A 23,607-nucleotide genomic window follows, 5' to 3' on the forward strand; every position below is an offset into this window, starting at 1 on the left:
AGTTTGAAGGTCGAGAGAGAGGCTCTCGACTGCCCGTCTCGGAGTACATCCCGATGGCGACTACCCCTCAGAAAATTACCCTTCTGTCCTCGCGAGACATTGCCTTCAAGAACGTGGAGTTCTCCATGTCCCAGGTCCGCGTCAAGGCTGACATCTGGATCGAGGACCTACCCGACCTCGTAGCTGAAGTGACGACCCACTCGCACCTCCTCGTGCGCAAGACGACCAGTGGTTGCATCGAGCGCCTTGCCGTCGAGATTCGCGCAGGGTCGGCCAGTCCCACTGAGCCACAGGCGCCCGAACCCGCAATTCTGGGCAAGCTGCTGGAGCGCTATCAGCGCATCGACTCGCGGGAGGATGCATGATGCCCCGACACGACGCGTCCGAACTGGCCCACCGCCTGGGCCGACAGGCCGAAGCGGTTTGTCGCCACTATCTTTCGAACGGACATCGCGAGGGACGCTACTGGCTTGTTGGCGATGTCCGAAACACGCCGGGTCGCTCTATGTTCGTGCGGCTCGTCGGCTCGCAGTGCGGAAAGGGCGCAGCCGGCAAATGGACTGACGCGGCGACCGGGGAGCATGGCGATCTTCTCGATATCATCCGCGAAAGCCGCGGTTTGAGCGACTTCAGGGACGTTGCCCATGAGGCAATAACGTTTCTCGGCCTACCGCATCCCGGACCAGAGCAGACATCAATGCGGTCGAAGTTGCTGGCCGCGCCGTCGGAAATGTCGGAGAAAGCGCGTCGGCTGTTTGCGATGTCGCAGCCGATTGCGGGTACGGTCGTAGAGGCGTATCTGCACAACCGCAGTATTACCGCTTTGCACGGGACCGGAAGCCTGCGTTTTCACCCGCGCTGCTACTACCGGCCCGACGAACAAGCGCCGACTGAGACCTGGCCGGCGATGATCACTTCCGTCACCGATCTCGACGGCCATTTGACTGGCGCACATCGCACATGGCTTGATCCTTCCGGCAGGGGCAAGGCACCGGTCGATACGCCGAGGCGCGCGATGGGCGATCTTCTCGGTCACGCGGTTCGTTTTGGCCTGCCGGGCGACGTCATGGCGGGCGGCGAAGGCATCGAGACCGTCTTGTCGCTTCGGTGCATCCTGCCCGATATGGCCATGGCAGCGGCACTCTCGGCCGCTCATCTTGCTGCCATGCTGTTTCCCCTCACGCTGAGACGGCTCTACATCGTGCGTGACGCCGATCCAGCCGGTAACGGCGCGCGTGACACCTTGATCGAAAGAGCGAATGCTGCCGGGATCGAGCCGGTCGTGCTCTCGCCGGCACTTGGGGACCTCAACGAAGATCTCTGTACGCTAGGCGTGGATGCCATTCGAGCAGCAGTCCGTGTTCAGCTCGCCCCGCAGGACATCGCCCGTTTCATGGCAGTGGCGGGATAACTCGGAACGAACAGCCTGTCCGCTGTCGCTTGCATCACTGGATGCTCCTGAAGTCGGAGAGAACCACGCCTGCGGGCCTTCGAGAGGGCGATCGGCCAGCAAACGACCCGGACCCGCAATGTCTCCGGCCGACTATTTTCCGGCGCGCTCCTCAAGGGAGCGCTTTCCATCGCGAAGCAAAATAGCCGGCCTTCACCCTCCTCCGCTGACACTCCGGCCCTTCGCTTCGCTGCGGGTGCAGGTCCGTCCCGTCCGCCGGCTTCCGTCGCCATGAAGGCCGCGAGGGTCGCGGTCCAACCGGCGGAGCATCCAATGAGCGAGCATGACGACTACGAACCACAGCACTCGTCTTCACCCATCGACCACGTCCTCACCGAACTCCAGCTCTATGGCTACCGTCCCTTCGTGGATGAGCCTGATCCTCGACCGCTTCCAGAGGGCCACTGCGTCGCCGGCGCGATCGCCGACATCTTCGACGCCCTCATCGTGGCACTGCAAGACACTCGCCTCGAGCCCGATCTCGACGATCTTCTGTGGTCGACCGTCAACATCTTTCACCGCGCCGCAGATCGGATCGAGCGCGAACTCGATCACAACGAGCAGGCGCAGCGCCGCAGCCAGCGTGAGCAGGACGGCAGCGAAGTGAAATCCGTCGAGCTGGAACGCCTGACGGCCGAAGGGCAGACGCTGATCGAACGCCAAAGCGCCTTCGAACTGATGCGTGATCAGGCCGCGGAGCACTACGAGCGCCACACCGGATCGAGTTGGCGACCGCGCAGCGGATCGATAGTCAACCATCGCAACATGACCTCTGCGCTGATCGACAGCCGCGATTTTCTCAGCGCCAAGAAACGCGCCTCGCAGGAAGTCCTTCTGCCACCTGGCCCGAAAATCGCCTTCACCGCTGGGCTCGACTTCAATGACCACCAGCTGATCTGGGCCAAGCTCGACCAGGTCCACGCCAGGCATCCCGACATGGTATTGATGCACGGGAAATCGCCGAAGGGTGGCGAAAAGATCGCCTCCTGTTGGGCAGACCATCGCAAGGTACCCCAAATCGGCTTTGCCCCTGAATGGACAAAGCATGCCAAAGCCGCCCCGTTCAAGCGCAATGATGCAATGCTGGAGGCGCTGCCGATAGGCGTCATCGTCTTTCCCGGGACCGGAATTCAGGACAATCTTGCAGACAAGGCAAAGAAGCTCGGCATCCCAGTCCTCGACTTCCGCCCCAAGGGAGGCGGCGCGTAAGCGCTGCCCGCCGCTACCCTTTTTTCGATTGTACGATACGGCCGCGATCCGGCAGCGGGTACTGTATTTGCAGCTCGCTGGAGTGCTTGGCCCGGGATGCCCGATCTCCGGCTTCCTGCGCCGCCCGTCTTTTTGCGATACTCAAGTCCGCGCCCTAGCAAAGGCGCGCGACGCCGTCACGCTTGCCGTCAACGTTCAGCTGCGTCGCAGCTGGCATCACAGCTGCGAATAACGACGCCCGTTCAACCGAACAGGGCCTGGATCTGGGCGAACTCACCGAACAACCGGCGTGGGCAGGATGCTTTTTTTGCCCGTCGCATTGTTAGCGTCGTCGCTGACACGGCATCGCGCGACGCACAGTTCGAATCCACCACGGGGTTCCGACCCGTTCTAAAGATAGCGCATATCCGGTGGTGCACGTCAGCCGTGACTTGAACCATCACGTGCGTGTCTTATGCGCGTTGCTGACAACAGCTTGCGACTTCGCGATGCCTGTACAGAGGAGCATCGACGCCGGTGACCATCGTAGCCAGGATTTCGCCAGCGACGGTATCGCCAGGTTCTCCGTTGATGTCTCTATCTGGTGGGCCGCTCCAAACCGCCTCTCTAATGGGCTGATCTGGCCGAAGGTCGGCTGCGCCTCGATCGCCTAAGCCGCAATGGCGCCAATCGACTTTCTTCCCCTGCCAGCTGCGCCGTCATTCCTCGCCAAACAACAAAGTCGCTTGGCTGCCATCCTCCGCTGGCGCTGCGGTCGCAAGCGATGCGGCGTCGATCGCCTGCGGCCCGCCGATCGCCATTGAGGCCGCAATGGTGCGGGCTCGAAACAGAGTTCAAGGAGAAAACTCATGGCGATAATCGGAAGCTTCAAGAGGACCGGCAACAACGAGTTCACCGGCGAAATCGTCACCCTCTCGCTCCAGGCCAAGAACGTCCGCATCGTCCCCGAGGCCAACCGCTCTGGCGACAACGCCCCCAGTCACCGTGTCTTCGTCGGGCGGGTCGAGATCGGCGCCGCCTGGTCCAAGCGCTCCAATGAGGGCCGCGACTTTCTCGGCCTGAAGGTGGACGATCCGAGCTTCACGGCTCCGATCTACGCCAACCTCTTCAACGATGAGCAAGGCGAAGACTACAGCCTTATCTGGTCCCGCCCCAACGGCCGCCGCAACGCGGAGTAAGGCCCCGACCAAGGCTCCGCCCGGACGAACAGGGCGGGGCCGTCCTCCTTTTCACGGCAAGATGAGCGCAGTCGCTGCCCAACGAGCTCCGTCGGACTTTGGGGCGACTACCTGTCGTGTTCGCGACTGGAGACTTCATTCCTGCATGTCGCCTCGCCGATCATCGAAAATTCGAGGTGTTTCCCGCGTCAACTCACGGTGCCGATTTTCTGATCAACTCGCATGGGTCCACATTCAGCGCAGTTGCGATCCTCCCAAGAACACTGATGCTGGCCGAGACCCGAGCGCGCTCGATCGATCCGACGTAACGCATGCTCAGTCCAGAGCGGGCGGCCAGTTCCTCCTGCGTCACGTTCTGGTCATGGCGCAGGCGACGCATGTTGGCCGCCATGATCTCCTTGAGATTCATGGCGGATTAGGGACCAGAAAGGGAACTATCGTTCTAGGAATGATCGTTCCTATTCGCTATGATTGGTGCTCGATCCAAAGGACGGCTCCTTCGAGATCGCGATCGAAATATGGTCAAATACCATGCTTAAACCGCTGCTCGATCCTGACGTCGCCGACATTGCGCCGGATGCCTCGGTCCTGACCGGCTATGACGAGGAGCGTCTGCTCACCTACATTCGCCTGCTTGACGCGGCGGCGGAAGATGCCGATTGGCGAGAGGTGGCCAGGATCGTCTTGCATATAGACCCGGAGCAGGAGCCGGAACGAGCGTACCGGTCCTGGGAAACCCATCTTGCCCGCGCGCGATGGATGACGACCAGCGGCTACCGATATCTTCTCGCTGGCGGCGCTCCGCACTGACGCGGCCGGCGCTCCACTTTGCTGAGTCGGCATAATGGTTTGCCGACTCTCCAACTATTCAACTTCCTTATCCGCCGGGAATGTTGACGCCGACGCCTCACATCCGGGTACGCGGAGAGGACAGGAACAGTGCAAGGCGATTGGACCGATCCGGCGGCGTATGCACACATGTGCAGCTACCAGGCTACGGAATTCGCTGCCGAGTATCTGATCCGGAATGACGAATTCGTGGCAGAGTGCAGCCAGCTTGCATCGCAACTCGCTGGTTCTGGAGAACCTGCCGGTCAGCCCGATCTCGCCGCCCGTTGGGGCGCGCGATTTCAAAACTGCCGGTGCCGGACTTCCGAAAGCTGACAATATCATCTGGACGGAACAGGCCTCGCCGCGCGTGCTCCGGGTCATGCGGGTATCTACATCCCATCAAACAGTTCGACCTTCCAGCCTTGCCGGAGCCAGCGTTTGGCCGCAGGACGAAGGCCTTCACATTATTTGGTCTACCTTAATTGGGAAAAGTCATCTCGTCGCTGATGACCGCGCCGGTGAATTCAACGCTACCCTTCTGCCCCTCGACGCTGCATTCGAGACGCGGCTCGATGCAGCGCGCCGGTTCTGGCGCGCACTGAACGGCCGGGCAGGAAGTTCATCTTACGGCGCGCTGCCGCAACAGACCAAGACCAGGCATATCCTCAATTTGCGCGCACATGATGGTCACCGCATGGGTGCAACCTATCGTCAGCTCGCGGAGGTGCTGTTTTCGCAAGAGCCGATTGTGCCGCGAGATTGGCGTGATCATCATCTCCGCCACAAGGTCCGAGCTATCTTACGCCGTGCAGCTTTTTTAGTCGCCGGCGGCTATCGCGATCTTCTCTTCTATCCCCACAACCGCAGCGAAAAGTCCGGCCGCCGAAGTCCTTCTTCGGGATAGCAAAGGGGTAGCAAAAACGCGCCCCCCAATCTTTGCCCTCCCTCGCCTTTCCTCATTTCGATCATGGTCCACTTCGCGCGTCCCGGCAGGCCAGGACGACAGCAGAACCGAATGGAGATCGAGCGATGTCGAAGGGTCCCGCGGACGCGCCCCAAAAGTATTTGCGCACGAAGGAGGCAGCACCCATCGTCGGGCTCTGCGCCCGCACACTCGAAAAGCACCGGACCTACGGCACCGGCCCAAAATACCGGAAGGTCGGCGGGCGCGTTCTCTACGACATCAACGACCTGCACGCCTGGATAGAGCTGGGCGCACGCACCTCCACCAGCGATGCCAATGCGACCTATGTTCCGCCGGCAAAACCCCATGCAGCCCGCGCGCCCGCCTATGTCGGCCGGCGCGACCGCAGCTCCTGATCTGTGGCGCACCGAAAATGCAGTATCGCGAGACCGTTCAGCAGCAATTTGCGCTGTCTTATGTCCCCTCAACCGGCTTCCCTCCACGCGGCACGCGGGACGTCGTGGCGCGGCAGCTCGTCTTATTGGTGAAATCCCGCCACCTGACACCGATCCACCCTCATGCGGGCGAAGAACCGACCTGCGTTGAGGCGGCAAGTGTGCACGGCATGGCAACGATTTGGAACGCTGCCATCCTGGTCTGGGCTGCGTCGCAAACCATCCACGCGCAAGCCAGGAGATTGCAACCGCGCCGCTTGGTAGCGGCGAAACAGCAGCAAATCCTGACCTTCATGTCGCCGCGTCAACGGCGGCACGTCCACAGCCGGATAGCCGCACGCGAGCAGCCGAGTCCATACGCCGGCAAGCGTCGTAAAGCTTTCCTGCTGCGCCCCGGGATCGAGTCATGAGCAGACGCACAAAGATCATCGCCACCATGGTTGGCGGCGCAGTGCTCGCCGCGGCGCCGGCATGGATTAGCCATCCGCCGCTGTCCATCTGGAACGCATCGGCGAGCATCCCCGTCGGGCTCTATCGCGTCCAGCCGGCCGACAAAATCGGTATTGCCAATATCGCCGTCATCATACCGCCCGAGCCATTGGCGGCCTTCATGGCAAGACGCGGCTATCTGCCGAAAAAAGTGCCGCTCCTGAAGCGTGTTTTGGCACTCGGGGGCGCAACCGTCTGTCGCCAAGGCACAATGATCATCGTCAACGGCAAGACGTATGGACATGCGCGCGAGCGTGACAGTCGTGGTCGATCCCTGCCCATCTGGCAGGGCTGCCGCGACATTGCCGAGGCCGACGTCTTCCTTATGAACCCGGGTGCAGCCGACAGTTTTGACAGCCGCTATTTCGGCCCGCTCCCGCTCTCATCGATAGTTGGCCGCGCGGTTCCCGTCTGGACCACGGAGCGCACCACTCCGGTACTGGATATCACCAACGATCCCTCGCTAGCGAGCCGTGAGGGCTCGGCTCGACGCGCACCAACACTCAGAAAGGAGCACTGCAATGACCCAGATCGGAACCTTCACGCGCAATGATGACGGCTTCTTCGGCAATCTCTCCACGCTAACAATCGAGGCGAAGATTGCCATCCTGCCTGCCGAGAAATCCAAAACCGAAAACGCGCCCGACCATCTGATCTATTGCGAAGGGATGGCGGTCGGTGCGGCTTGGGACCGCGCCGGAGACAAGGCTGGGGATTACCTCTCCGTCTCAATAGACGACCCGTCCTTTACGCAGCCGATCCGCGCCAAGCTGTTCCGGTCCGATGCAGAGAACAGCGTCTGGAGCCTGCACTGGAAGCGATCTTCGAAGCGCGACGGGCGAGGCTGAACAGATGCTTCTGGAGCCCTTCGACGAATCTTTCTCGCCAACCCTTTTGATCCATTGCGCGCCGGTGAAAACCTTCGACCCGACCGCCCGCGAGGCAGCCAAGAGGGGGCCGGACACTTGCTTGTGGCTGCGGACACCGATTTCATCACCGTTTTGGCAAAGCCGGTTCGATTGGCGAGCCCCTGCCCTTAACGGAAGCGAACACCGTCGCAGCCTGGCAGCGCATCGGTTCTGCGGTCTGCGGGACGCAGCCCACAGAGGCATGACGACGTTTGCCGCATGTGTCATGCTCGGCTTCGTGGCGCCCGAAACTGGTGCAGCGGCTTCCTGTGCTGGTGAACGGCCGGCGCACTCCGAGTCGACGATCTTGTCGGCTGGCCCGTGGTCGCGGCATATCCGGGAAGCGTCAAAACGCTTCGCCATTCCAGAGCAGTTGCTGCGCGGCGTTATGCATGTTGAGAGCGTCGGCGATGTTCGTGCGCTTTCAAGCAAGGGCGCAATGGGCTTGATGCAGATCATGCCGGCGACGTGGCAGGAACTGCGCATCAAATACCGTCTTGGTGACGATCCCTATCAACCGCGTGACAACATTCTTGCAGGTGCAGCATATCTTCGCGAAATGCTCGACAGCTTCGGGCGCAGCGGCTTTCTTGCCGCTTACAATGCCGGTCCTGGTCGGTACACGGAACATCTCTTAACCGGCCGTCCGCTGCCACGCGAGACGGTCGACTACGTCAGGAAACTTGCGCCGCTGCTCGATGGTGCAGTTCTCACTCCGCGGCGCGCGCGGCAAGGTGCAACGATCTTTCCGCATCCCCATGACATTCGGAACGCCGCTGCATCGGATGGCAATGGTTATGCCGAGACGATCTTTGCGGCGATTTATTCGTCCGCAATGCGGTCGCCAATGGGCGATCCTGCTGCGGACCTGACCGCGATCGAGCCACAGCCGGGTGAAACCGATTTCCAATCGAACCACGCTGTTTCCGGCCTATTCGCTCAGCACTCTTTAGCCATATCGCGATGATCGCCACGTTCGTCCTCAATTGCATTCCGGCCTGTTCCGTCGCGGAAATTGCGGCGGAAGAGTTGGCTGTGGATGAGAACAGAGAGATTGGCAGGATAAAGGGCCGCGAGGTGCGGCTCGGTTCGGCCGATTGTTTTCCTTACAATTTTCGTCTCATTTCGCAATGTGCTGGCACAATCAGCGATGTGCGCTATTCCCAATTTTTCAGTGTTTCAATGGAAACCGCACCTCGTGGCCGTCTAGCATGAAGCGTGACGATAGCTTTCGCGTCCGCCCTGGTCGCATCCGCTCCCGCGCCGGCCAGCGCGCACGACCCTTCATCTTCCAGGCTCTTGCGGCCACACAGCGCGCCGGCGGTCACCTTACACGCGAGGGTCGGATCACCTCCCCGCGAGCTTCAACGTTTGGCCGCGGCAGGTCAGCGAGCATCCGCGCCAGTCGCCTCATCTCTGACCGGTCACGCGGCGCCGTCGTCAAGACCCGTGTGGTACGGCAGTTCAGAGGGTCTGGGCCACTCGCCACCCATCTCAAATATCTTCGCCGCGAAGGTGTTACACGTGATGGTGAGAAGGCGAGGATGTTCGGTCCCGACACCAAAGATGCAGATCATGACGCCTTCTGCGACCGCTGCAAGGATGATCGGCATCACTTCCGTTTCATCGTTTCGCCAGACGATGCAATGGAGCTCGGCGACCTCAAGAACTTCGCTTGTGACCTGATGGCCGACATGGCGCGCGACCTCGGCACGAGGCTCGACTGGATAGCCGTCGATCACTGGAACACCGAACATCCGCACGTTCACATCCTCGTTCGCGGCGTTGCCGACGATGGCGAGAGCCTTGTCATCTCGCGGGACTACATCCGCCAGGGCATGCGCGATCGGGCGAGCGACATTCTCACCCAGACGCTTGGGCTCCGCATGGACCTCGACATCCGCCGGGCCATCGAGCGCCAGGTCGACACTGAGCGCTGGACGCAGCTCGATCGCCAGCTTGTTCGTGACGCCGACCGTCATGGTATCATTGATCTCGCGCCACATCCTGATCGCCGGCCCGACGAGTTCCTGGGGCTCAAAGTCGGCCGGCTGCGGCAACTGGAAAGCCTGGGCCTCGCGAACGAGATCCGTCCCGGCCAGTGGATAGTGGTCGAACAGGCCGAGCCCACTTTGCGCGCCCTCGGTGAACGCGGCGACATCATCAAGCGCATGCACCGCAGCCTCACTGTGCATGGGCTAGAAAAAGGGACGGCCGACTATGTGCTAGCCGCCGAAAGGATTGATGCGCCCGTGATCGGCCGACTGCTCGAACGCGGCCTTTATGACGAACGGCGCGGCGCGGCCTATGCCATCGTCGATGGCATTGATGGACGCACGCACCACATTCGCTTCCATGACCCTGATGCGGCCGGAGACTCCGACCCGGGCTCGGTCGTGGAGTTGTGCCGCGATGCGAGTGCAAATGGCGGTGGCCGGGTCACGCTCGCGGTCCGCTCCGACCTGTCAATCGAACAGCAGGTCCATGCTTCCGGCGCGACTTGGCTCGATCGCCAACTCGTTGCACGCGAGCCTGCCGAATTCGGTGACGGCGGCTTTGGTAGGGACGTAAGACAGGCACTGCAAGATCGGGTCGACCACCTTGTCAGCCGCGATCTGGCCAAGCGCGAGGGACAGCGCGTCATTCTTGTGCGCAATCTGATCGATACTTTACACGATCATGAGGTGGAATCGCTCGGTGCCCGCCTCGCCGCCCAGACGGGCCTCTCGTTCACGAAGGCTGCCAACGGCGATCATGTGGCTGGGATTTACCGGCGGCGTTTCTCGCTGGCTTCAGGCCGGCTCGCGATGATCGACAATGGACTCGAATTCAAGCTCGTGCCCTGGTCGCCGTCGCTCGAAAAGCGATTGGGTAATCAAGTCATCGGGGTCGTGTGCTCGGATATGGGGGGCGTGGATTGGAACCTGGGAAAGAAGCGCGGCATCGGGCTATGAAGGTTCCAGGCGTATGCTCTATCCTGATGCTGGGAAGCCAGCACGGTCGCACATTCTATTTGTACCTGCACAGTGAAGCGCCGATTGCCTCGCAAAAAACAGGGACTTTGCGCATCCTCGATTCAGTCTGGCGCCGGCAATCGCGGCACTGGCGCTGTTTGCCTTCGTCTATCACTGGAATAGCTATCTCTGGCCGCTGACCGTTCTACAGGGCAATGCACACGAATATCCGATCGTCATCGGCCTTAGTCGCCTGCTCAGCTACAACAGAGGCGCTCTAAACACGGGACTGGTGATGGCTGGCGCCACGCTTGCCGTGCTCCCGCCACTGGTGCTCTTCGTCTTGCTGCAGCGCTTCTTTGTGGATTCGATCGTCGGCTCGGCGGTCAGGGGATAATGAACCAGCGCGGCGCTCTGTGCTAAGGTGTACACCGATCAACACAGGACACCGCTATGGCCGCTAGCACCACTATGACAATTCGCGTCAGTCCCGATGTAAAGGAAAAGCTCGACCGGATCGCAACCGACACCCGGCGTAGCAAGTCGTTCCTCGCAGGTGAAGCCGTCGCAGCGTATGTCGATCGCGAGCTTGAAATCATTGAAGGTATCAAGCGCGGCCTTGCTGATGTCGAAGCTGGGCGCATCGTGTCTCATGATAAGGCTATGGCAGAAATTTATGCCGCGATTGATGCCGGCACGGGCCGCAAGGTGTGACGCGAGCCGTTCAGTGGTCTCGCGGTAAGCTGGACGACATCAAGGAACAGATCGCCTATATCTCGCAGGATAATCCGCGCGCTGCGCGCCTGGCAGCAGACCGGATTCTGGACGCAGGGGCCGCGCTTGGGGAAATGGCAACCGGGCGACCCGGCCGTGTATCCGGCACCTATAAAAAGCCTTTGAGTCGCCTGCCCTACATCATCGCTTATGCCGTGACCGCCAAGGGCGCCCGACAAAGCATTTCAATTTTGCGGGTGATCCACGCAGCGCGCGATTGGCAGGACGAGGCATGGCCGAACTGAACGAAATCTCGCGACGAAGGGCTTTAAGCGCGAGCGGATTTGCTGCCAACAATTTTGACAGCAAGCTGCCGGGTATTGCTCCCGAGTTTAACCGGAGACCTGGGTGGGAGCATATACGTCGAGCACGTTCTGAGTTTCGTCCGTTCGCAATGAGTTATAGCCGCCAACGATCTGGCAAAAACCACGATTCAGTCCGCGGTCAGCACGACCTTGACACTCTGTGAACGGTCGGCGGCAAGTCGGAAGGCATCGGGGGCGCAAGAAAGCGTGCGCTCCGCTGTCATCAGCTTCAGGACGTCCACCTCCCCCGACACGATGAGATCGACCGCCCGGCCGAACTCCGTGCCGAAGCGGAATGTGCCTTTGAGGTCGATCTCCTTGGCCATCACTGCATTGGCAGGCAGCGGGATCTGGCCACCGGGAAGATTGCCGACCTGGACCACCGTGCCGCCGCGCCGGACACTAGCGATCGCCGCGGCAAGGCCGGCGGCAGTGCCTGAAATCTCGAACGCCACATCAAGCGAACCGCCGGCAGCAAGCGCCTGGAGTTCGGCGTCGCCGCCGGAAAGGTCGATCGTCCTGTCGGCGCCCAAACTGCGGGCGAAGGCGAGCGGCGCGGCGGCGATGTCGGCGACGGTCAGTTCAGCGCAGCCCGCAAGCCTGGCCGCGAGCATGGTCAAGAGACCGATGGGGCCGGCACCGAACAGGATGACATTGCGGCCCCTGATGTCGCCCGCCCGCGTGGCAGCGTGCAGGCTGACCGCCAGCGGCTCGGCAAGTGCGGCCGCCTGGTAGGCCACGTCAGATGGAACCTTGAAACATTGCGCGGGCGTGGCGTCGAACAGGCTGGCGAAGCCGCCCTGCATATGCGGCGTCTTCGATGCCGAGCCCATGAAATAGATGTTCTCGCAGAGATTGGCGCGGCCTTCCAGGCATCGCGCGCAATGCCCGCACCAGCGCGACGGATTGACCGCGACATGGTCGCCGACACCCAGGCCGGGTGCCGCGCCGTTGATCTCGACGATTTCGCCCGAGATCTCGTGGCCGAGGACAAGCGGCGAGGTCACAACGAAGTCGCCGGTCCGGGCATGGCGGAAATAATGCAGGTCGGAGCCGCAGATGCCCCCTGCCCCAAAGCGCACCCGCACCATGCCTGGTGCCAGCGGTTCAAGCGGACGCTCCACGACGCGCAGGTCCTGCGGGCCGAACAGCGTCGCGGCAATCACCTGGCCACTCACCGGATCAAGCCCATCTCGGTCGGCAGCCAAAGCGTGATGGCGGGTATGAAGGTGATCAGAAGCAGCGCCACGATAAGCGGCACCAGCCACGGCAGGATCGCCATGGTGGTGCGCTCAACCGAGAGCTTGGCGACGCGCGACAGCACGAACAGCACCATGCCGAGCGGCGGGTGCAAAAGCCCGATCATCAGGTTGAGCGTCATGATCAGCCCGAAATGCACAGGGTTGATGCCGTAGACGGCAGCGACCGGCAGCAGGATCGGCACCAGAATCGTGATCGCGGCGATCGTATCGAGGAAGCAGCCGACCACCAGCATCAGGATGTTGACCAGGATCAGGAAGACCCACTTGTTTTCGGTGAGCGCGAAGATGAAGTTCGAAAACAGCTGTGCTGCCTGGCTGACGGTGAGCAGCCAGGCGAAGATCGATGCGGCGGTAACGATGAAGAGCACCGAGGCGGTCGTTTCGATCGTGTCGAAGCTGGCCTTGGCAAGCAAACGCAGCGTCATCGTGCGGTAGCGCACCAGCCCGAGGAAAAGCGACCAGATCACAGCCGCCATCGCCGCTTCGGTCGGCGTGAACCAGCCCATCGTCATGCCACCGATCAGGATGACCGGCGTCATCAGGGCCATGACCGCGGAGAAATCGAAATACCAGTCCGCCACGATCAGCACCAGCAGCGCTATGCCGACCGCGATATTGATCGACAGGCCAAGCTGCACCAGCACATAGCAGCCAATCGGAAAGGCAGCCACCACCAGCACCTCGCCCGCCGCTTCGGCCAGCCGCCGAAGCTCGAAGGATGTGTCGGAGCCCCAGCCGCGCCTGTAGGCGAAGATGGCGACCGTGATCATCATCAGCACGGTCATGACCACGCCGGGCAGGATGCCGGCCATGAACAGCGCGCCAATAGAGACATTGGCCATCATGCCGTAGATGACGAAGGGCAGCGAAGGCGGGAAGATCGGCCCGAGCGTGGCTGAAGCGGCGGTAACCCCGACCGCGGCGTCGATCGGATAGCCGTGGTCCTTCATCGCCTTGATCTCGATGGTGCCGATGCCGGCGGCGTCGGCGAGCGCGGTGCCCGACATGCCGGAAAAGATCACCGATCCGATGATGTTGACCTGCGCCAGGCCGCCTTTCATCCAGCCGACCAGGGCAAGGGCGAAGGAATAGATGCGCCCGGTCACGCCGGCGATGTTCATGAGGTTGCCGGCCAGGATGAAGAACGGAACGGCGAGCAGCGGAAAGCTCTCCACCCCGGCGATCATGCGCTGGGCCGCGATGATATCGGGCGCGACGCCGTAGATGACGAGGTAAAGGATCGACGCGGCCGCCATCGAAACGGCGACCGGCACGCCGATGAGCATCAGGACAAGAAAGCCCCCGACCAGAAGCAGCATCGCTCAGACCCCCGCCGTCTCGAACGCGCCAGGACGCTCGAGCACCGAATAGCCGCGCCTGTAATTGCCGATGAAGACCTGGATCGAGCGCAGTAGCATCAGCACGAACCCGGCCAGTACGGCGTAGAAAAACCAGCGCCGCGGCAGGTTGACGGTGACCATGCGCTCATGCGCCACGATCGTGACGTAGCGCCACATCAGCCAGGATCCGTAGGCGAAGAATGCGATGCGGATAACATCGACGGCGAGCGCCAGCCAGCGGCCGACGCGCTCCGGCAGATAGTGGTAAAGCACGTCGACATGGATATGGCGCGAAAGGCGCACGCACATGGCGGCGCCGAGAAAAACGACGACGACGAGCGCGTTGATGGCGATCTCTTCGGTCCACGCAAGGCTGTTGTTCAGCGCATAGCGGGTGAAGAACTGCAGGAAGACACACACGACCATGCCCCAGAAAACGGCAAGCGTAATCCAGTCCTCGATGCCGTGGTCCGACAGGTCGACGTGTACCGGCACCTCCTCGAAGGCGTGCGCGATCTCTTCGACGGTGATCTCGGTGTGGTGTTCCTCGGCCATCGGCGCGGGCTCCCGAAGCTGGTGGGTCGTCAAGGATTGAAAAGGCCGTCCGGCGCAATTTGGAGCCGGACGGAAGGGCAGGTTAAAGCAGCAAATCCGATTGCCGCTCTGTCTTCTTGATCAAGCATCTGATTTCCCGGTGCCCTACTTGATGGCGCGGATCGCTTCCCAATCGGACTTGTTGTAGCCGAACTCCTCGAAGGTGACCTTCTCCAGCACATTCTTCTCGAAGTCGGCACGGTCGACATCGGTTACGCTGATGCCGCGGTCCTTGAATACCTGCACCAGTTCCTTTTCGCGGGCGACGATCTTTGCCGTGGCGCGGGCGGCAGCCTCCTGCATCACCTCGGTGAAGATCTTCTTGTCCTCGTCGGAAAGCGAGGCCCAGCGCGACGCCGATATGATGGTGTTGAGATGATCGACGATATGGCCAGTGAGCACGATGTTCTTCTGCACCTCGTAGAATTTCTTCGCCTCGATGGTGGTCAGCGGATTCTCCTGGGCCTCGACCGTGCCGTTCTGCAGGGCCAGATACACCTCGGCGAAGGCAATCGGCGCGGTGTTGGCGCCGCAGGCACGCGGCATGGCCAGATAGGCCGGCACGTCGGGAACCCGCATCTTCAGGCCCTGCATGTCGGAGCACTTGGCGATCGGACGGTTCGAGGTGGTCTGCCGCGTCCCGTAATAGGTGGTGGCGGCGATGTGATTGCCGGTCTTGTCCTCATAGCCCTTGGTCAGGGCCTTGTAGACGTCGCTCTTGGTGTATTTCAGCAAATGGTCGGCATCGCGGAAAGTGTATGGGAAATAGGTGACGCCGATCGGTGGATATTCGCGCGCCGCGAAGCTCGATCCGGAAATGATGATATCGACGGTACCGAGCATCAGGCCCTGGTTGATGTCTGCTTCCTTGCCAAGCTGCGAGGCCGGATAGACGTCGATGGCGTAGCGGCCCTGGGTGCGCTTCTTGATTTCGTCGGCCGCCCACACGGATTCGGTGTGGAAGGGCTCCGTCGTCTCGTAGACATGCGCCCATTTCAGGACCGTTTCCGCCGAGGCCGACGCCATGGGTATGGCAATTGCGGCGATCGCACCGAGCAGAACTGCGTATTTTCTCAGCATCTAATTCCTCCCTGGTTGAACTTGACGGCCGGATCTCCCCCCGGCCAACTGCTATTCCGCAACCTCCTTGGCTGCGGCTCTCTCATCGAAATTGCGTGAGAATCTGATTTGCGACTGGCGCAGATGCTGCTGCATGGCGGCCTTGGCCCGCTCGGGGTCGCGCGCGGCAATTGCATCACGCACGGCAAGATGTTCCTTTGCCGCGACCTGCCAGGAATCGCTGGTCTCGAAATAGATCGACAGGCGTTCGAAGTACGGGTTCATGCGCTGGTCGAAAAGCTCTCCGATGAAGCGCACCAGCACCGCGTTCTCGAGAATGCCGGCGACGGCGGTGTGGAATTCCCGGTCGAGCGCAATGGTCATCTTGTTGGGGTGACGCATGGCCTCCATCCGGCGCAGCACGTCGTCGAGCCGTTCGATATCTGCAGGCCGGACATGGAGGGCCGCTTCGGCGGCGATCGCGCCTTCGACGAATTCGCGCGCGCGCAACAGCTCGAACGGGCCTTCCTCTATTTCGGGTTCGGAGGCGGCGGCGCTCGGCGGATCGGTGACGTAGATACCCGAGCCGACGCGGATGCGTATGCGGCCTTCAACCTCCAGGGCTATCAGCGCTTCACGGACCGTCGGGCGGGAAATTCCGAGCTGGTCGGCCAGATCCCGCTCGGTCGGCAGACGGTCGCCGACGGAAAACTCGCCGGCATCGATCAGCTGCCTGAGCTGATCGGCGACCTGTCGGTAAAGCCGGCGTGGTTCAACGGCCTGGATCGGCATGCGCGTTTAGTTCCCTCCCGGGCCAACCCTGGTACATTGGTCTGACCCATTGACCGCAGCTTAGACAGAGGATGCGGAGAGTCAAGCTCGATAGAACCGCGACCCGCACAACCGGAACGCGGCGGCATTGCGCAAGCATTCCATGCGTCAGCGCCGTCCCCCGCGAATGACCAGGACGTTCCCGGCGGCGACGAGGGCGAGCCCGGCGACCGCGTAAGCGGTCCAGGCATAGCCTTCCAGCGCCGTGGAGATCAAAAGCGCAAAGACGGGAAATATGACGGTCGCATAGCCGGCGCGGGCGCCGCCAATGCGTCCGAGCAGCGTCAGGTAGGCGGCGAAAGCCACGACGGTCGATATGACGGCGAGGAAGACCAGCGAGCCGATATAAGAGGCGGTCGTCGCGAACACGAACGGCTCACCAAGCAGGAAGGCCAACAACGCCGACCACAAAGTGCCATAAAGCATGCCCCAGGCGCTCGTTGAAACGAGCGGCAGTCCGCGGCGCTGGTTGGCGACGGAGACGAGATTGCCGGCGCAGAAGCTCAGCGTGCCGCAGAGGCACAGAAGAAGGCCCACCAACGTGCCGCCGGAAAGCCCGTTGGCAGCGATTTCGGGAAAGAACATCAGCGCTATTCCGGCGAAGCCGATGATGCCGCCGGCGAGAATGCGCGGCGCCGGGCGCTCGCCGATGACCAAGGCAGCGAGCAGCATGTTGATGACCGAAGCGAGCGAGAAGACGACTGAGAGCAAGCCGCTGACGAGATAGCCGGCGCCATAATAGAAAAACAGGAAGTTCGACGAGAAGATGAGGATGCCGAGCACAGCAAAGCGCAAATGATCGGTGATCGGAAAGCGGAGCCGCCGACCGGAAAAACCCGCCCAGGCAAACATCAGCAGCGTGGCGATGGCGAAGCGCCAGACCAGATTGACCTCGTTCGACACGCCGCTGCCGACCTGAAGTTCGATCGCGAACCACGATGCGCTCCAGGCAATGACCGTCAGCGCGTAAAGCCCGTAGTCGACGGGTTCGAAGGGGCGGTCGCGCGTCGTCATGCGCATTTCCGCATTAGTCGGTTCCGCGGCGCCGTTTGGTTCTCTTGTTACTGACATGCTGGCCAAGACTCTTCCGCTCACAAGACGCTTACAGACCGATTGTCCTCCTTCGCCGCTTCTGAACCCAGAAGACGAGACCGACCAACAACAGGGCCGGGATGGTAAACCAATAGCGCGATGGCCGTTCCGCAGGGACTAGCACCTGGTTGATTTCGTCGCCGGGCTGCAGGCCGAATTTGGCCGCCTGGCTGCCCAGTCGCACGACGCCGACTGTCACGCTATCGCCAAGCGCACTGACGTCCAGGCCCGCAGCCTTCAGGCGTTCGGCCGATGAATTTGCAGGCCCGAGCTGCAGCCGAACCAGCTTCGATATCTCATCGCCGTTGAGGTTCAGTGTCGTCAGGCGCAGGCGAACCGCGCCTCCCTCGGCCGTCTCGTCGACGATACGGCTGAGTTCGGTGGCGGGTACTGCCCGATACGGTTCACTCACCTGATCGAGCAACAATCCCGGCCTGAACAAGATGAAACAGGCCACAAGCAACGCAATCGTCTCGTACCAGCGGTTGCGCACGAGCATCCAATTCTGCGTCGCTGCTACAAACGAGACCATGGCCAGCGTCGATGTCACCACCATCGCGACGAAATCGAACGGACCTTCGAGATCGATCATCAGCAGTCCGGTGTTGAAGATGAAGATGAACGGCAGCAGGCCGGTACGGATCTCGTACTTGAAGCCCTGAATGCCGGTCTTCACCGGATCGGCGCCGGAAATTGCCGCAGCAGCATAAGCCGCCAGGCCCACTGGCGGCGTCACATCCGCCATCAGCCCGAAATAGAAAACGAACATGTGGACGGCGACCAGCGGCACGGCAAGATCGTTCTGCGCCGCCAAATCGACGATGACCGGCGCCATCAAGGTGGCGACGACGACATAGCTTGCAGTGGTCGGCATGCCCATGCCGAGAATGATGCAGATCACCGCGGTGAACAAAAGCATGACGAGGAAGCTGCCGCCCGAGATGAATTCGACCAGTTCGGTCATCACCAGCCCGATGCCGGTGAGCAGAACCGTGCCGACGATGATGCCGGCCGTCGCAGTGGCGATGCCGACCGTCGTCATGTTGCCTGCGGCAGCGGACAGACCACCGACCAGATCGTCGAAACCGTGAAGCCAATGCTGCGCCAGCGCGCGGTCCTTGCGGAAAAAGGCGGTGAGCGGCCGCTGCGTGACGATCAGCGCCATAAGGGCGACAGCGCCCCAGAATGCCGACAGGCCGGGCGACAACTCCTCCACCATCAGGCACCAGATCAGCAGGATCACAGGCAGCAGAAAATGCAGGCCGGTGCGTGCCGTCTCGCCGAAGTGGGGAATCCTGACGATCTCGCCCTCCAGATCCTCCAGCGGCAGGTCGGGATAACGCGCCCGGTAGGCGACAAGGCCGATGTAAACGGCGATCAGCGCGGCAGTGATCATCCAGGTCGCGGCCGTGCCGAAAACGATCTTCGTCCAGCCAATGCCGTAATAGACAAGCCCTGCGAGGATGATGAAACCGCATACGCCCATCAGCCCGCGCAGCGCGCCCTGAAATGCGGAGTGCGTGCTGCGTGACGGCAGGCCCTTCATCCCCGTCTTCATCGCCTCGATATCGACGATGTAGAACAACGAGCCGTAGGTCAGCAGCGCCGGATAGAAGGCGTGCTTGACCACCTCGGCATAGGAAATGCCGACATATTCCGCGATCAAGAACGCGGCGGCGCCCATCACCGGAGGCATCAGCTGACCATTGACGCCGGCCGCGCATTCGATGGCGCCCGCCTTCACCGCAGAATATCCGACCCGGCGCATCAGCGGGATGGTGAAGGTTCCGGTGGTCACGACATTAGCGATCGACGACCCGGAAATCATGCCGGTCAGGCCGGAAGCCACGACACCGGCCTTGGCCGGACCGCCGCGGTATTTGCCGAGCAGCGAGAAGGCAAGCTGGATGAAAAAGCCGCCGGCGCCGGCGCGCTCCAGCAATGTTCCGAACAGAACGAACATGAAGACGACGTTGGTGGACACACCGAGGGCAACACCGAAGACCCCCTCCGACGTCAGCCACATCTGCGAGGCTGCGCGCGATAACGTCGCGCCCTTGTGGCCGAGCAGGCCAGGTAGGTGAGGCCCGGCGAAGATATAGATCAGCATGATCGCCGCGATGACGGTGATGGCAGGCCCGACGGCGCGACGGGCGGCCTCGAGCAGGATGAGGACGCCGGCGATCGAGACGACCAGGTCAGCCGTAGTAGGAAGGCCCGGCCGATGGGCGATATCGCTGTAAAAGACCAACAGATAGAGGGCGGACGCCGCCCCGGCGATGCCTAGCACCCAGTCGGGCAGCGGCACCTGGCTGCGCGACGAGGTCTTGAAGGCCGGAAACGTCAGCATCGCCAGAAACAGGGCGAAGGCCAGATGGATGGAGCGGGCGATGCCATCGCTGATGACACCAAAATTGAGCATGAACGGAAGGGGCGAGGCATACCAGAGCTGGAACAGCGACCATGCCAGCGATACGCCGAGGATCAGCTTCGCGGTGCGGCCGGTCGGCCTGCGCCCACCGGTGTCGGCTTCGGCGACGATCTCGCTAAGCTTGTCAATGTCGATAACGGGTTGGTCAGGCCCTGCCGCCCGCTGGCTTTGATCTGTCATCGTTCCCCACAATTATTTGCGATGCGAGGCGCCTGTGGCGCCTCGCATTGAAGGCCTCAGAGCCAGCCCTTCTCCTTGTAATAGCGCTCCGCGCCCGGATGCATTGGCGCCGACAGACCGGTCTTGATCATCTCCTTGGGATCGAGATTGGCGAAAGCCGGATGCAGTTTCTTGAAGTCGTCGAAATTTTCGAAGACCGACTTCACCAGTTCGTAGACCACCTCATCGGGCGTGCTGGCATTCGTCACCACTGTCGCGCGGACGCCGAATGTCGTCACGTCGTCCGGATTGTTGGCGTACATGCCGCCCTTGATGGTGGCGACTGAATAGTACGGATGAGCTGCCAGCAGCGCGTCCACTGCCGGACCGGTCAGCGGGATGAGTTTGGCGCCACAGGCCGTGGTCGGATCCTGGATCGCCGCGGAAGGATGACCAACGCCATAGAAGAAACCGTCGATCTTGTTGTCGCACAGCGCGCTGCCCTGCTCGTCCGCCTTCAGCTCCGCGGCAAGCGAGAAATCGCCGAGCGTCCAGCCCATCTGCTTGAGCAACTCCTCCATGGACGAGCGGGTGCCTGACCCGGGATTGCCGACGTTGAAGCGTTTGCCTTTGAAGTCCTCGAATTTGGTGACGCCGGCGTCTGGCCGCGCCAGCACGGTAAACGGCTCGGGATGGACAGAGAACACGGCCCGCAGATCCTTGAACGGCTTGCCGTCGAAATTTCCGGTCCCCTCATAGGCCTGGTACTGGACGTCCGATTGGGTCAAGCCGAAATCGAGGTCGCCGGTCTGGATGGAGTTGACGTTGAAGACCGAACCGCCGGTCGACTCCGTCGAGCATCGGATGCCGGTTTTCTGCCGGTCCTTGTTCATCAGTCGGCAAATGGCGCCGCCGACGGCATAGTAGACGCCGGTGACCCCGCCGGTGCCGACCGTGACGAAGCGCTGCTCGGCTCCGACGGATGGCAGCGCCAGCAGCATGCAGGCCGCCGCGCCGATCAGGGTTTTCATCGAACTGTACATGGTTGCTACCTCTCTGGTGGGTGTCCCGGCCCGTCGCCGATGACGCGTTGGAACTGGTTTGAGGCGGTCCGCGTCGTGCGGGTCAGGCCGCTGAAGCAATCGCAGCGTCGATTGCCTCACCGAGCCGTTCGACGATCCGATCGATATCCTGTTTGGAAATGATGAATGGCGGCGCCACAAGCACATGAACGCCCCGCACACCATCAATCGTCCCGGCCATCGGATAAATCATCAGGCCGCGGGCCATTGCTTCGCGCTTGATGCGGGCGTTGAGTTCAAGCCTCTGATCGAACGGCTCCTTGCTGGCGCGATCAACCACCAGCTCGATTCCCCTGAACAGACCCCGCCCGCGAATGTCGCCGACGTGATGGTGGTTATCGAAGCGTTGGTGCAGGCGTTCGTCCAGCTGCGCGCCCATTGCGCTGACGTTGTCGAGTAGACCGTCACGTCGGATGACCTCCTGCACAGCAAGGCCGGCCGCCGCTGCCATTGGATGGCCCATATAGGTATGCCCATGCTGGAAGAAGCCCGAGCCTTGGGCAAAGGCATCGAAGATATGCCGGCCGAGCAGCACCGCGCCAATCGGCTGGTAGCCACCGCCGAGTCCCTTGGCGATGGTCAGCAGGTCGGGGGCGATGCCGTCCTGTTCGCACGCATGCAGCGTGCCGGTACGGCCCATGCCGCACATCACCTCGTCGAGAATGAGCAGCACGCCGTAGCGGTCGCAAATCGCGCGAATGTGCTTGAAGTAATCGGCGACCGGCGGCACCGCGCCGAGCGTCGCACCCACCACCGGCTCGGCGACAAAGGCGATGACCTCGTCCGGGCCGAGTTCGAGGATCTTGTCTTCGAGCTGCTGGGCGGCGCGCGCCGCGTAGGCTTCGTCGCTTTCGCCATGCTTTTGATAGCGATAGGCGTAACAGGGGTCGATATGGTGGGTCTCGATCAGCAACGGCCTGAACTGGGCGCGCCGCCATTCGTTGCCGCCGGTGGCGAGAGCGCCGAGCGTATTGCCGTGATAGCTCTGCCGGCGTGCGATGAGATGGCGCCGTTGCGGCTCGCCTTTCTCGACAAAATATTGCCTGGCCATCTTGAGCGCGGCCTCGACCGCCTCCGAGCCGCCGCTGACCAGATAGACGTGGTCCAAGCCTTTCGGCGCGTCCTCGACCAGCCGATCCGCCAAGCGCTCCGCCACCTCGGTGGTGAAGAAGCTGGTGTGGGCGTAGGCGATGCGGTCAAGCTGGGTGTGCAGCGCGGCAATCACGTCGGGATGACCGTGGCCGAGACAGGACACCGCGGCGCCGCCCGACGCATCGATATAGGACTTGCCCTTGGCATCGAACAGTTCGATGCCTTGGCCGCGAGCGGCGACCGGCAGCGTCGAGTGGATGGTTCGATGAAGAATGTGTGTCATCGACGGTCCCTCAGGGGCATTTTCTTCGGCGCACGCTGGTTCAGGTGGGTCTTGAGGGCGGCGCCCTGCTCATCGAAGCGTCGCAGCGATTCGACGGCGCCCTCGCCTGCCTGTCCTGCGACAAGAGCACCGAGGATCTCAGCAACGATGAAAGCTGGCGTCATGGTGTGGAAAAAGGACGGGCTGCCGGTCGGCACGACGACTAGGTGATCGGCAAGCAGCGCCAAGGGCGCTACCCCGCTGTCGGTGATCGCAATGACCGGTACGCCGCGGCCGGCAGCGTACTCGACAAGCTGGATTGTGAAGCGCGTGTAGGGCAGGACGCTGGCGGCGATCAGCACGTCGTCCTTGGTCGCATGGGTCAGAGCGTCGCCATCAGTTCCGCCGATGCCGTGCAACAGCACCGACTTCTCGCCGATCAGCGACAGGATGTAATGCAGATGCCAGGCCACCGCATGGCTCGAGCGCAGGCCGAGGCAATAGACGCGCCTTGCCGCACTCAGCGCCCTGGCCGTGTCGACCAGACGGTCGATCGACCTGCTTTCGGCCAGATGGGAAAGCTGGTTGGAAATCGAATCCAGAATATCGGCCGCCAGCGCGTGGTCGCCCTTGAGCTTTTGGCTGGCCACCTGAAGGCCCGCCTTGCCAGCGAAACCGATTTCGCCGTCCCGGATCGCGGCGGCGTAGATATCGCGTACCGCCTCGTAGCCATCAAGGCCGAGATGCTGGGCCAGCCGCGTCATCGTCGCCGGCTGCACTCCTGCGTGCCGAGCCTGCTCGCGCATGGACAACAGCGCGACATCATACGGCTTGTCAAGGACATAGCGCGCAGCGGACCGAAGCTGCGCCGACATGCCGTCGAAGGCAGTGACGATCTGTCCAGCAAGCTCTCCCTGGTCCATGGATATTGCTAGCTCGCCAGCCC

27 protein-coding genes are annotated in these 23,607 nt (G+C 61.9%); 16 read left to right on the forward strand and 11 right to left on the reverse strand.

Features of this window, described 5'->3' with window-relative positions; genetic code table 11:
* Window positions 1-53 precede the first annotated feature (53 nt).
* From NKH93_RS03840 to NKH93_RS03855, 4 genes are all read left to right on the forward strand, one after another.
* Window positions 54-365 carry a hypothetical protein gene (locus tag NKH93_RS03840; RefSeq protein WP_352470542.1) on the forward strand — a complete coding sequence of 104 codons (312 nt, stop codon included), beginning with the start codon at window positions 54-56 and terminating at the stop codon, window positions 363-365.
* Window positions 365-1,411, forward strand: coding sequence for a DUF7146 domain-containing protein (locus NKH93_RS03845; RefSeq protein WP_352969448.1), 1,047 nt, complete (start codon window positions 365-367; stop codon window positions 1,409-1,411). Before NKH93_RS03840 ends, NKH93_RS03845 begins: the two co-directional genes overlap by 1 nt.
* Window positions 1,412-1,723: 312 nt before the next feature.
* On the forward strand, window positions 1,724-2,659 hold the full coding sequence (locus tag NKH93_RS03850) for an SLOG family protein (RefSeq protein ID WP_352502582.1): 936 nt from the start codon (window positions 1,724-1,726) through the stop codon (window positions 2,657-2,659).
* Window positions 2,660-3,507: 848 nt separating this feature from the next.
* Window positions 3,508-3,837 (forward strand): DUF736 domain-containing protein, encoded by a 330-nt coding sequence (locus NKH93_RS03855; protein WP_352502581.1) that lies wholly within the window; start codon window positions 3,508-3,510, stop codon window positions 3,835-3,837.
* 193 nt (window positions 3,838-4,030) lie between these two features.
* Here the strand turns inward: NKH93_RS03855 and NKH93_RS03860 are convergent, their stop codons facing one another.
* The gene (locus NKH93_RS03860; RefSeq protein WP_023674290.1) at window positions 4,031-4,246 is read right to left on the reverse strand and encodes a helix-turn-helix domain-containing protein; all 216 of its coding nucleotides are present in this window, start codon (window positions 4,244-4,246) and stop codon (window positions 4,031-4,033) included.
* 122 nt (window positions 4,247-4,368) lie between these two features.
* On the opposite strand from NKH93_RS03860, the gene NKH93_RS03865 reads away from it, so the two are divergent.
* The 12 genes from NKH93_RS03865 to NKH93_RS03920 all read left to right on the forward strand — a co-directional run bounded on the left by NKH93_RS03865 (window position 4,369) and on the right by NKH93_RS03920 (window position 11,397).
* Window positions 4,369-4,647, forward strand: coding sequence for a DNA -binding domain-containing protein (locus NKH93_RS03865; RefSeq protein WP_352612552.1), 279 nt, complete (start codon window positions 4,369-4,371; stop codon window positions 4,645-4,647).
* Window positions 4,648-4,815: 168 nt separating this feature from the next.
* Complete coding sequence (locus NKH93_RS03870; RefSeq protein WP_352452199.1) at window positions 4,816-5,001, forward strand: transcriptional regulator domain-containing protein; 186 nt, start codon at window positions 4,816-4,818, stop codon at window positions 4,999-5,001.
* Window positions 5,002-5,047: 46 nt separating this feature from the next.
* On the forward strand, window positions 5,048-5,572 hold the full coding sequence (locus NKH93_RS03875) for a DUF2285 domain-containing protein (RefSeq protein ID WP_352470697.1): 525 nt from the start codon (window positions 5,048-5,050) through the stop codon (window positions 5,570-5,572).
* Window positions 5,573-5,697: 125 nt separating this feature from the next.
* On the forward strand, window positions 5,698-5,988 hold the full coding sequence (locus NKH93_RS03880; RefSeq protein WP_023674287.1) for a helix-turn-helix transcriptional regulator: 291 nt from the start codon (window positions 5,698-5,700) through the stop codon (window positions 5,986-5,988).
* A 17-nt stretch (window positions 5,989-6,005) separates the two neighbouring features.
* Window positions 6,006-6,437 carry a replication initiator protein A gene (locus tag NKH93_RS03885; protein WP_352969224.1) on the forward strand — a complete coding sequence of 144 codons (432 nt, stop codon included), beginning with the start codon at window positions 6,006-6,008 and terminating at the stop codon, window positions 6,435-6,437.
* Entirely contained in the window at window positions 6,434-7,069 is a 636-nt protein-coding gene (locus NKH93_RS03890) for a S26 family signal peptidase (protein WP_352819814.1), read from the forward strand. The genes NKH93_RS03885 and NKH93_RS03890 overlap by 4 nt, the downstream gene beginning before the upstream one ends.
* A complete protein-coding gene (locus tag NKH93_RS03895) occupies window positions 7,038-7,364 on the forward strand; it encodes a DUF736 domain-containing protein (RefSeq protein WP_352768557.1) in 327 nt (108 codons plus the stop codon). Before NKH93_RS03890 ends, NKH93_RS03895 begins: the two co-directional genes overlap by 32 nt.
* A 4-nt stretch (window positions 7,365-7,368) precedes the next feature.
* On the forward strand, window positions 7,369-8,391 hold the full coding sequence (locus NKH93_RS03900) for a lytic transglycosylase domain-containing protein (RefSeq protein ID WP_352819816.1): 1,023 nt from the start codon (window positions 7,369-7,371) through the stop codon (window positions 8,389-8,391).
* Window positions 8,388-8,639: a hypothetical protein gene (locus NKH93_RS03905; RefSeq protein ID WP_352819818.1), complete on the forward strand. Its 252-nt coding sequence runs from the start codon at window positions 8,388-8,390 to the stop codon at window positions 8,637-8,639. The genes NKH93_RS03900 and NKH93_RS03905 overlap by 4 nt, the downstream gene beginning before the upstream one ends.
* On the forward strand, window positions 8,636-10,378 hold the full coding sequence (locus tag NKH93_RS03910) for a relaxase/mobilization nuclease domain-containing protein (protein WP_352819820.1): 1,743 nt from the start codon (window positions 8,636-8,638) through the stop codon (window positions 10,376-10,378). The genes NKH93_RS03905 and NKH93_RS03910 overlap by 4 nt, the downstream gene beginning before the upstream one ends.
* Window positions 10,379-10,831: 453 nt before the next feature.
* The gene (locus NKH93_RS03915; RefSeq protein ID WP_352452153.1) at window positions 10,832-11,092 is read left to right on the forward strand and encodes a CopG family ribbon-helix-helix protein; all 261 of its coding nucleotides are present in this window, start codon (window positions 10,832-10,834) and stop codon (window positions 11,090-11,092) included.
* A complete protein-coding gene (locus NKH93_RS03920; RefSeq protein WP_352819822.1) occupies window positions 11,089-11,397 on the forward strand; it encodes a type II toxin-antitoxin system RelE/ParE family toxin in 309 nt (102 codons plus the stop codon). The genes NKH93_RS03915 and NKH93_RS03920 overlap by 4 nt, the downstream gene beginning before the upstream one ends.
* A gap of 188 nt (window positions 11,398-11,585) precedes the next feature.
* Here NKH93_RS03920 and NKH93_RS03925 read toward each other — a convergent pair whose 3' ends face one another.
* The 10 genes from NKH93_RS03925 to NKH93_RS03970 form a co-directional block, all read right to left on the reverse strand.
* The gene (locus NKH93_RS03925) at window positions 11,586-12,635 is read right to left on the reverse strand and encodes an L-idonate 5-dehydrogenase (protein ID WP_352819824.1); all 1,050 of its coding nucleotides are present in this window, start codon (window positions 12,633-12,635) and stop codon (window positions 11,586-11,588) included.
* The gene (locus NKH93_RS03930; protein WP_352455844.1) at window positions 12,632-14,038 is read right to left on the reverse strand and encodes a TRAP transporter large permease; all 1,407 of its coding nucleotides are present in this window, start codon (window positions 14,036-14,038) and stop codon (window positions 12,632-12,634) included. The genes NKH93_RS03925 and NKH93_RS03930 overlap by 4 nt, the downstream gene beginning before the upstream one ends.
* A gap of 3 nt (window positions 14,039-14,041) precedes the next feature.
* Window positions 14,042-14,614 (reverse strand): TRAP transporter small permease, encoded by a 573-nt coding sequence (locus NKH93_RS03935; RefSeq protein ID WP_352455843.1) that lies wholly within the window; start codon window positions 14,612-14,614, stop codon window positions 14,042-14,044.
* 144 nt (window positions 14,615-14,758) lie between these two features.
* Complete coding sequence (locus NKH93_RS03940; RefSeq protein WP_502893778.1) at window positions 14,759-15,733, reverse strand: sialic acid TRAP transporter substrate-binding protein SiaP; 975 nt, start codon at window positions 15,731-15,733, stop codon at window positions 14,759-14,761.
* A 51-nt stretch (window positions 15,734-15,784) separates the two neighbouring features.
* Window positions 15,785-16,504, reverse strand: a complete 720-nt coding sequence (locus tag NKH93_RS03945) for a FadR/GntR family transcriptional regulator (protein WP_352969227.1) — start codon at window positions 16,502-16,504, stop codon at window positions 15,785-15,787.
* 147 nt (window positions 16,505-16,651) lie between these two features.
* Complete coding sequence (locus NKH93_RS03950; protein ID WP_352969229.1) at window positions 16,652-17,557, reverse strand: DMT family transporter; 906 nt, start codon at window positions 17,555-17,557, stop codon at window positions 16,652-16,654.
* Window positions 17,558-17,645: 88 nt separating this feature from the next.
* Window positions 17,646-20,246 (reverse strand): TRAP transporter permease, encoded by a 2,601-nt coding sequence (locus NKH93_RS03955; protein ID WP_352969231.1) that lies wholly within the window; start codon window positions 20,244-20,246, stop codon window positions 17,646-17,648.
* A 56-nt stretch (window positions 20,247-20,302) separates the two neighbouring features.
* Window positions 20,303-21,256 carry a TAXI family TRAP transporter solute-binding subunit gene (locus NKH93_RS03960; RefSeq protein WP_023674270.1) on the reverse strand — a complete coding sequence of 318 codons (954 nt, stop codon included), beginning with the start codon at window positions 21,254-21,256 and terminating at the stop codon, window positions 20,303-20,305.
* A gap of 94 nt (window positions 21,257-21,350) precedes the next feature.
* Window positions 21,351-22,682, reverse strand: coding sequence for an aspartate aminotransferase family protein (locus NKH93_RS03965; protein ID WP_352969233.1), 1,332 nt, complete (start codon window positions 22,680-22,682; stop codon window positions 21,351-21,353).
* Window positions 22,679-23,584: a MurR/RpiR family transcriptional regulator gene (locus NKH93_RS03970; protein WP_352969235.1), complete on the reverse strand. Its 906-nt coding sequence runs from the start codon at window positions 23,582-23,584 to the stop codon at window positions 22,679-22,681. Before NKH93_RS03970 ends, NKH93_RS03965 begins: the two co-directional genes overlap by 4 nt.
* Between the last annotated feature and the right edge of the window lie 23 nt (window positions 23,585-23,607).

It is taken from the genome of Mesorhizobium sp. M0954, assembly GCF_040319155.1.
Classification (GTDB): domain Bacteria; phylum Pseudomonadota; class Alphaproteobacteria; order Rhizobiales; family Rhizobiaceae; genus Mesorhizobium.

What these genes read in the sequence shown, in the direction of transcription:
- NKH93_RS03840 (WP_352470542.1), top strand. Translation starts at nt 54, where the DNA reads ATGGCGACTACCCCTCAGAAAATTACCCTTCTGTCCTCGCGAGACATT.
- NKH93_RS03845 (WP_352969448.1), top strand. Translation starts at nt 365, where the DNA reads ATGCCCCGACACGACGCGTCCGAACTGGCCCACCGCCTGGGCCGACAG.
- NKH93_RS03850 (WP_352502582.1), top strand. Translation starts at nt 1,724, where the DNA reads ATGAGCGAGCATGACGACTACGAACCACAGCACTCGTCTTCACCCATC.
- NKH93_RS03855 (WP_352502581.1), top strand. Translation starts at nt 3,508, where the DNA reads ATGGCGATAATCGGAAGCTTCAAGAGGACCGGCAACAACGAGTTCACC.
- NKH93_RS03860 (WP_023674290.1), bottom strand. Translation starts at nt 4,246, where the DNA reads ATGAATCTCAAGGAGATCATGGCGGCCAACATGCGTCGCCTGCGCCAT.
- NKH93_RS03865 (WP_352612552.1), top strand. Translation starts at nt 4,369, where the DNA reads ATGCTTAAACCGCTGCTCGATCCTGACGTCGCCGACATTGCGCCGGAT.
- NKH93_RS03870 (WP_352452199.1), top strand. Translation starts at nt 4,816, where the DNA reads ATGTGCAGCTACCAGGCTACGGAATTCGCTGCCGAGTATCTGATCCGG.
- NKH93_RS03875 (WP_352470697.1), top strand. Translation starts at nt 5,048, where the DNA reads ATGCGGGTATCTACATCCCATCAAACAGTTCGACCTTCCAGCCTTGCC.
- NKH93_RS03880 (WP_023674287.1), top strand. Translation starts at nt 5,698, where the DNA reads ATGTCGAAGGGTCCCGCGGACGCGCCCCAAAAGTATTTGCGCACGAAG.
- NKH93_RS03885 (WP_352969224.1), top strand. Translation starts at nt 6,006, where the DNA reads ATGCAGTATCGCGAGACCGTTCAGCAGCAATTTGCGCTGTCTTATGTC.
- NKH93_RS03890 (WP_352819814.1), top strand. Translation starts at nt 6,434, where the DNA reads ATGAGCAGACGCACAAAGATCATCGCCACCATGGTTGGCGGCGCAGTG.
- NKH93_RS03895 (WP_352768557.1), top strand. Translation starts at nt 7,038, where the DNA reads ATGACCCAGATCGGAACCTTCACGCGCAATGATGACGGCTTCTTCGGC.
- NKH93_RS03900 (WP_352819816.1), top strand. Translation starts at nt 7,369, where the DNA reads ATGCTTCTGGAGCCCTTCGACGAATCTTTCTCGCCAACCCTTTTGATC.
- NKH93_RS03905 (WP_352819818.1), top strand. Translation starts at nt 8,388, where the DNA reads ATGATCGCCACGTTCGTCCTCAATTGCATTCCGGCCTGTTCCGTCGCG.
- NKH93_RS03910 (WP_352819820.1), top strand. Translation starts at nt 8,636, where the DNA reads ATGAAGCGTGACGATAGCTTTCGCGTCCGCCCTGGTCGCATCCGCTCC.
- NKH93_RS03915 (WP_352452153.1), top strand. Translation starts at nt 10,832, where the DNA reads ATGGCCGCTAGCACCACTATGACAATTCGCGTCAGTCCCGATGTAAAG.
- NKH93_RS03930 (WP_352455844.1), bottom strand. Translation starts at nt 14,038, where the DNA reads ATGCTGCTTCTGGTCGGGGGCTTTCTTGTCCTGATGCTCATCGGCGTG.
- NKH93_RS03935 (WP_352455843.1), bottom strand. Translation starts at nt 14,614, where the DNA reads ATGGCCGAGGAACACCACACCGAGATCACCGTCGAAGAGATCGCGCAC.
- NKH93_RS03940 (WP_502893778.1), bottom strand. Translation starts at nt 15,733, where the DNA reads ATGCTGAGAAAATACGCAGTTCTGCTCGGTGCGATCGCCGCAATTGCC.
- NKH93_RS03945 (WP_352969227.1), bottom strand. Translation starts at nt 16,504, where the DNA reads ATGCCGATCCAGGCCGTTGAACCACGCCGGCTTTACCGACAGGTCGCC.
- NKH93_RS03950 (WP_352969229.1), bottom strand. Translation starts at nt 17,557, where the DNA reads ATGACGACGCGCGACCGCCCCTTCGAACCCGTCGACTACGGGCTTTAC.
- NKH93_RS03955 (WP_352969231.1), bottom strand. Translation starts at nt 20,246, where the DNA reads ATGACAGATCAAAGCCAGCGGGCGGCAGGGCCTGACCAACCCGTTATC.
- NKH93_RS03960 (WP_023674270.1), bottom strand. Translation starts at nt 21,256, where the DNA reads ATGAAAACCCTGATCGGCGCGGCGGCCTGCATGCTGCTGGCGCTGCCA.
- NKH93_RS03965 (WP_352969233.1), bottom strand. Translation starts at nt 22,682, where the DNA reads ATGACACACATTCTTCATCGAACCATCCACTCGACGCTGCCGGTCGCC.
- NKH93_RS03970 (WP_352969235.1), bottom strand. Translation starts at nt 23,584, where the DNA reads ATGGACCAGGGAGAGCTTGCTGGACAGATCGTCACTGCCTTCGACGGC.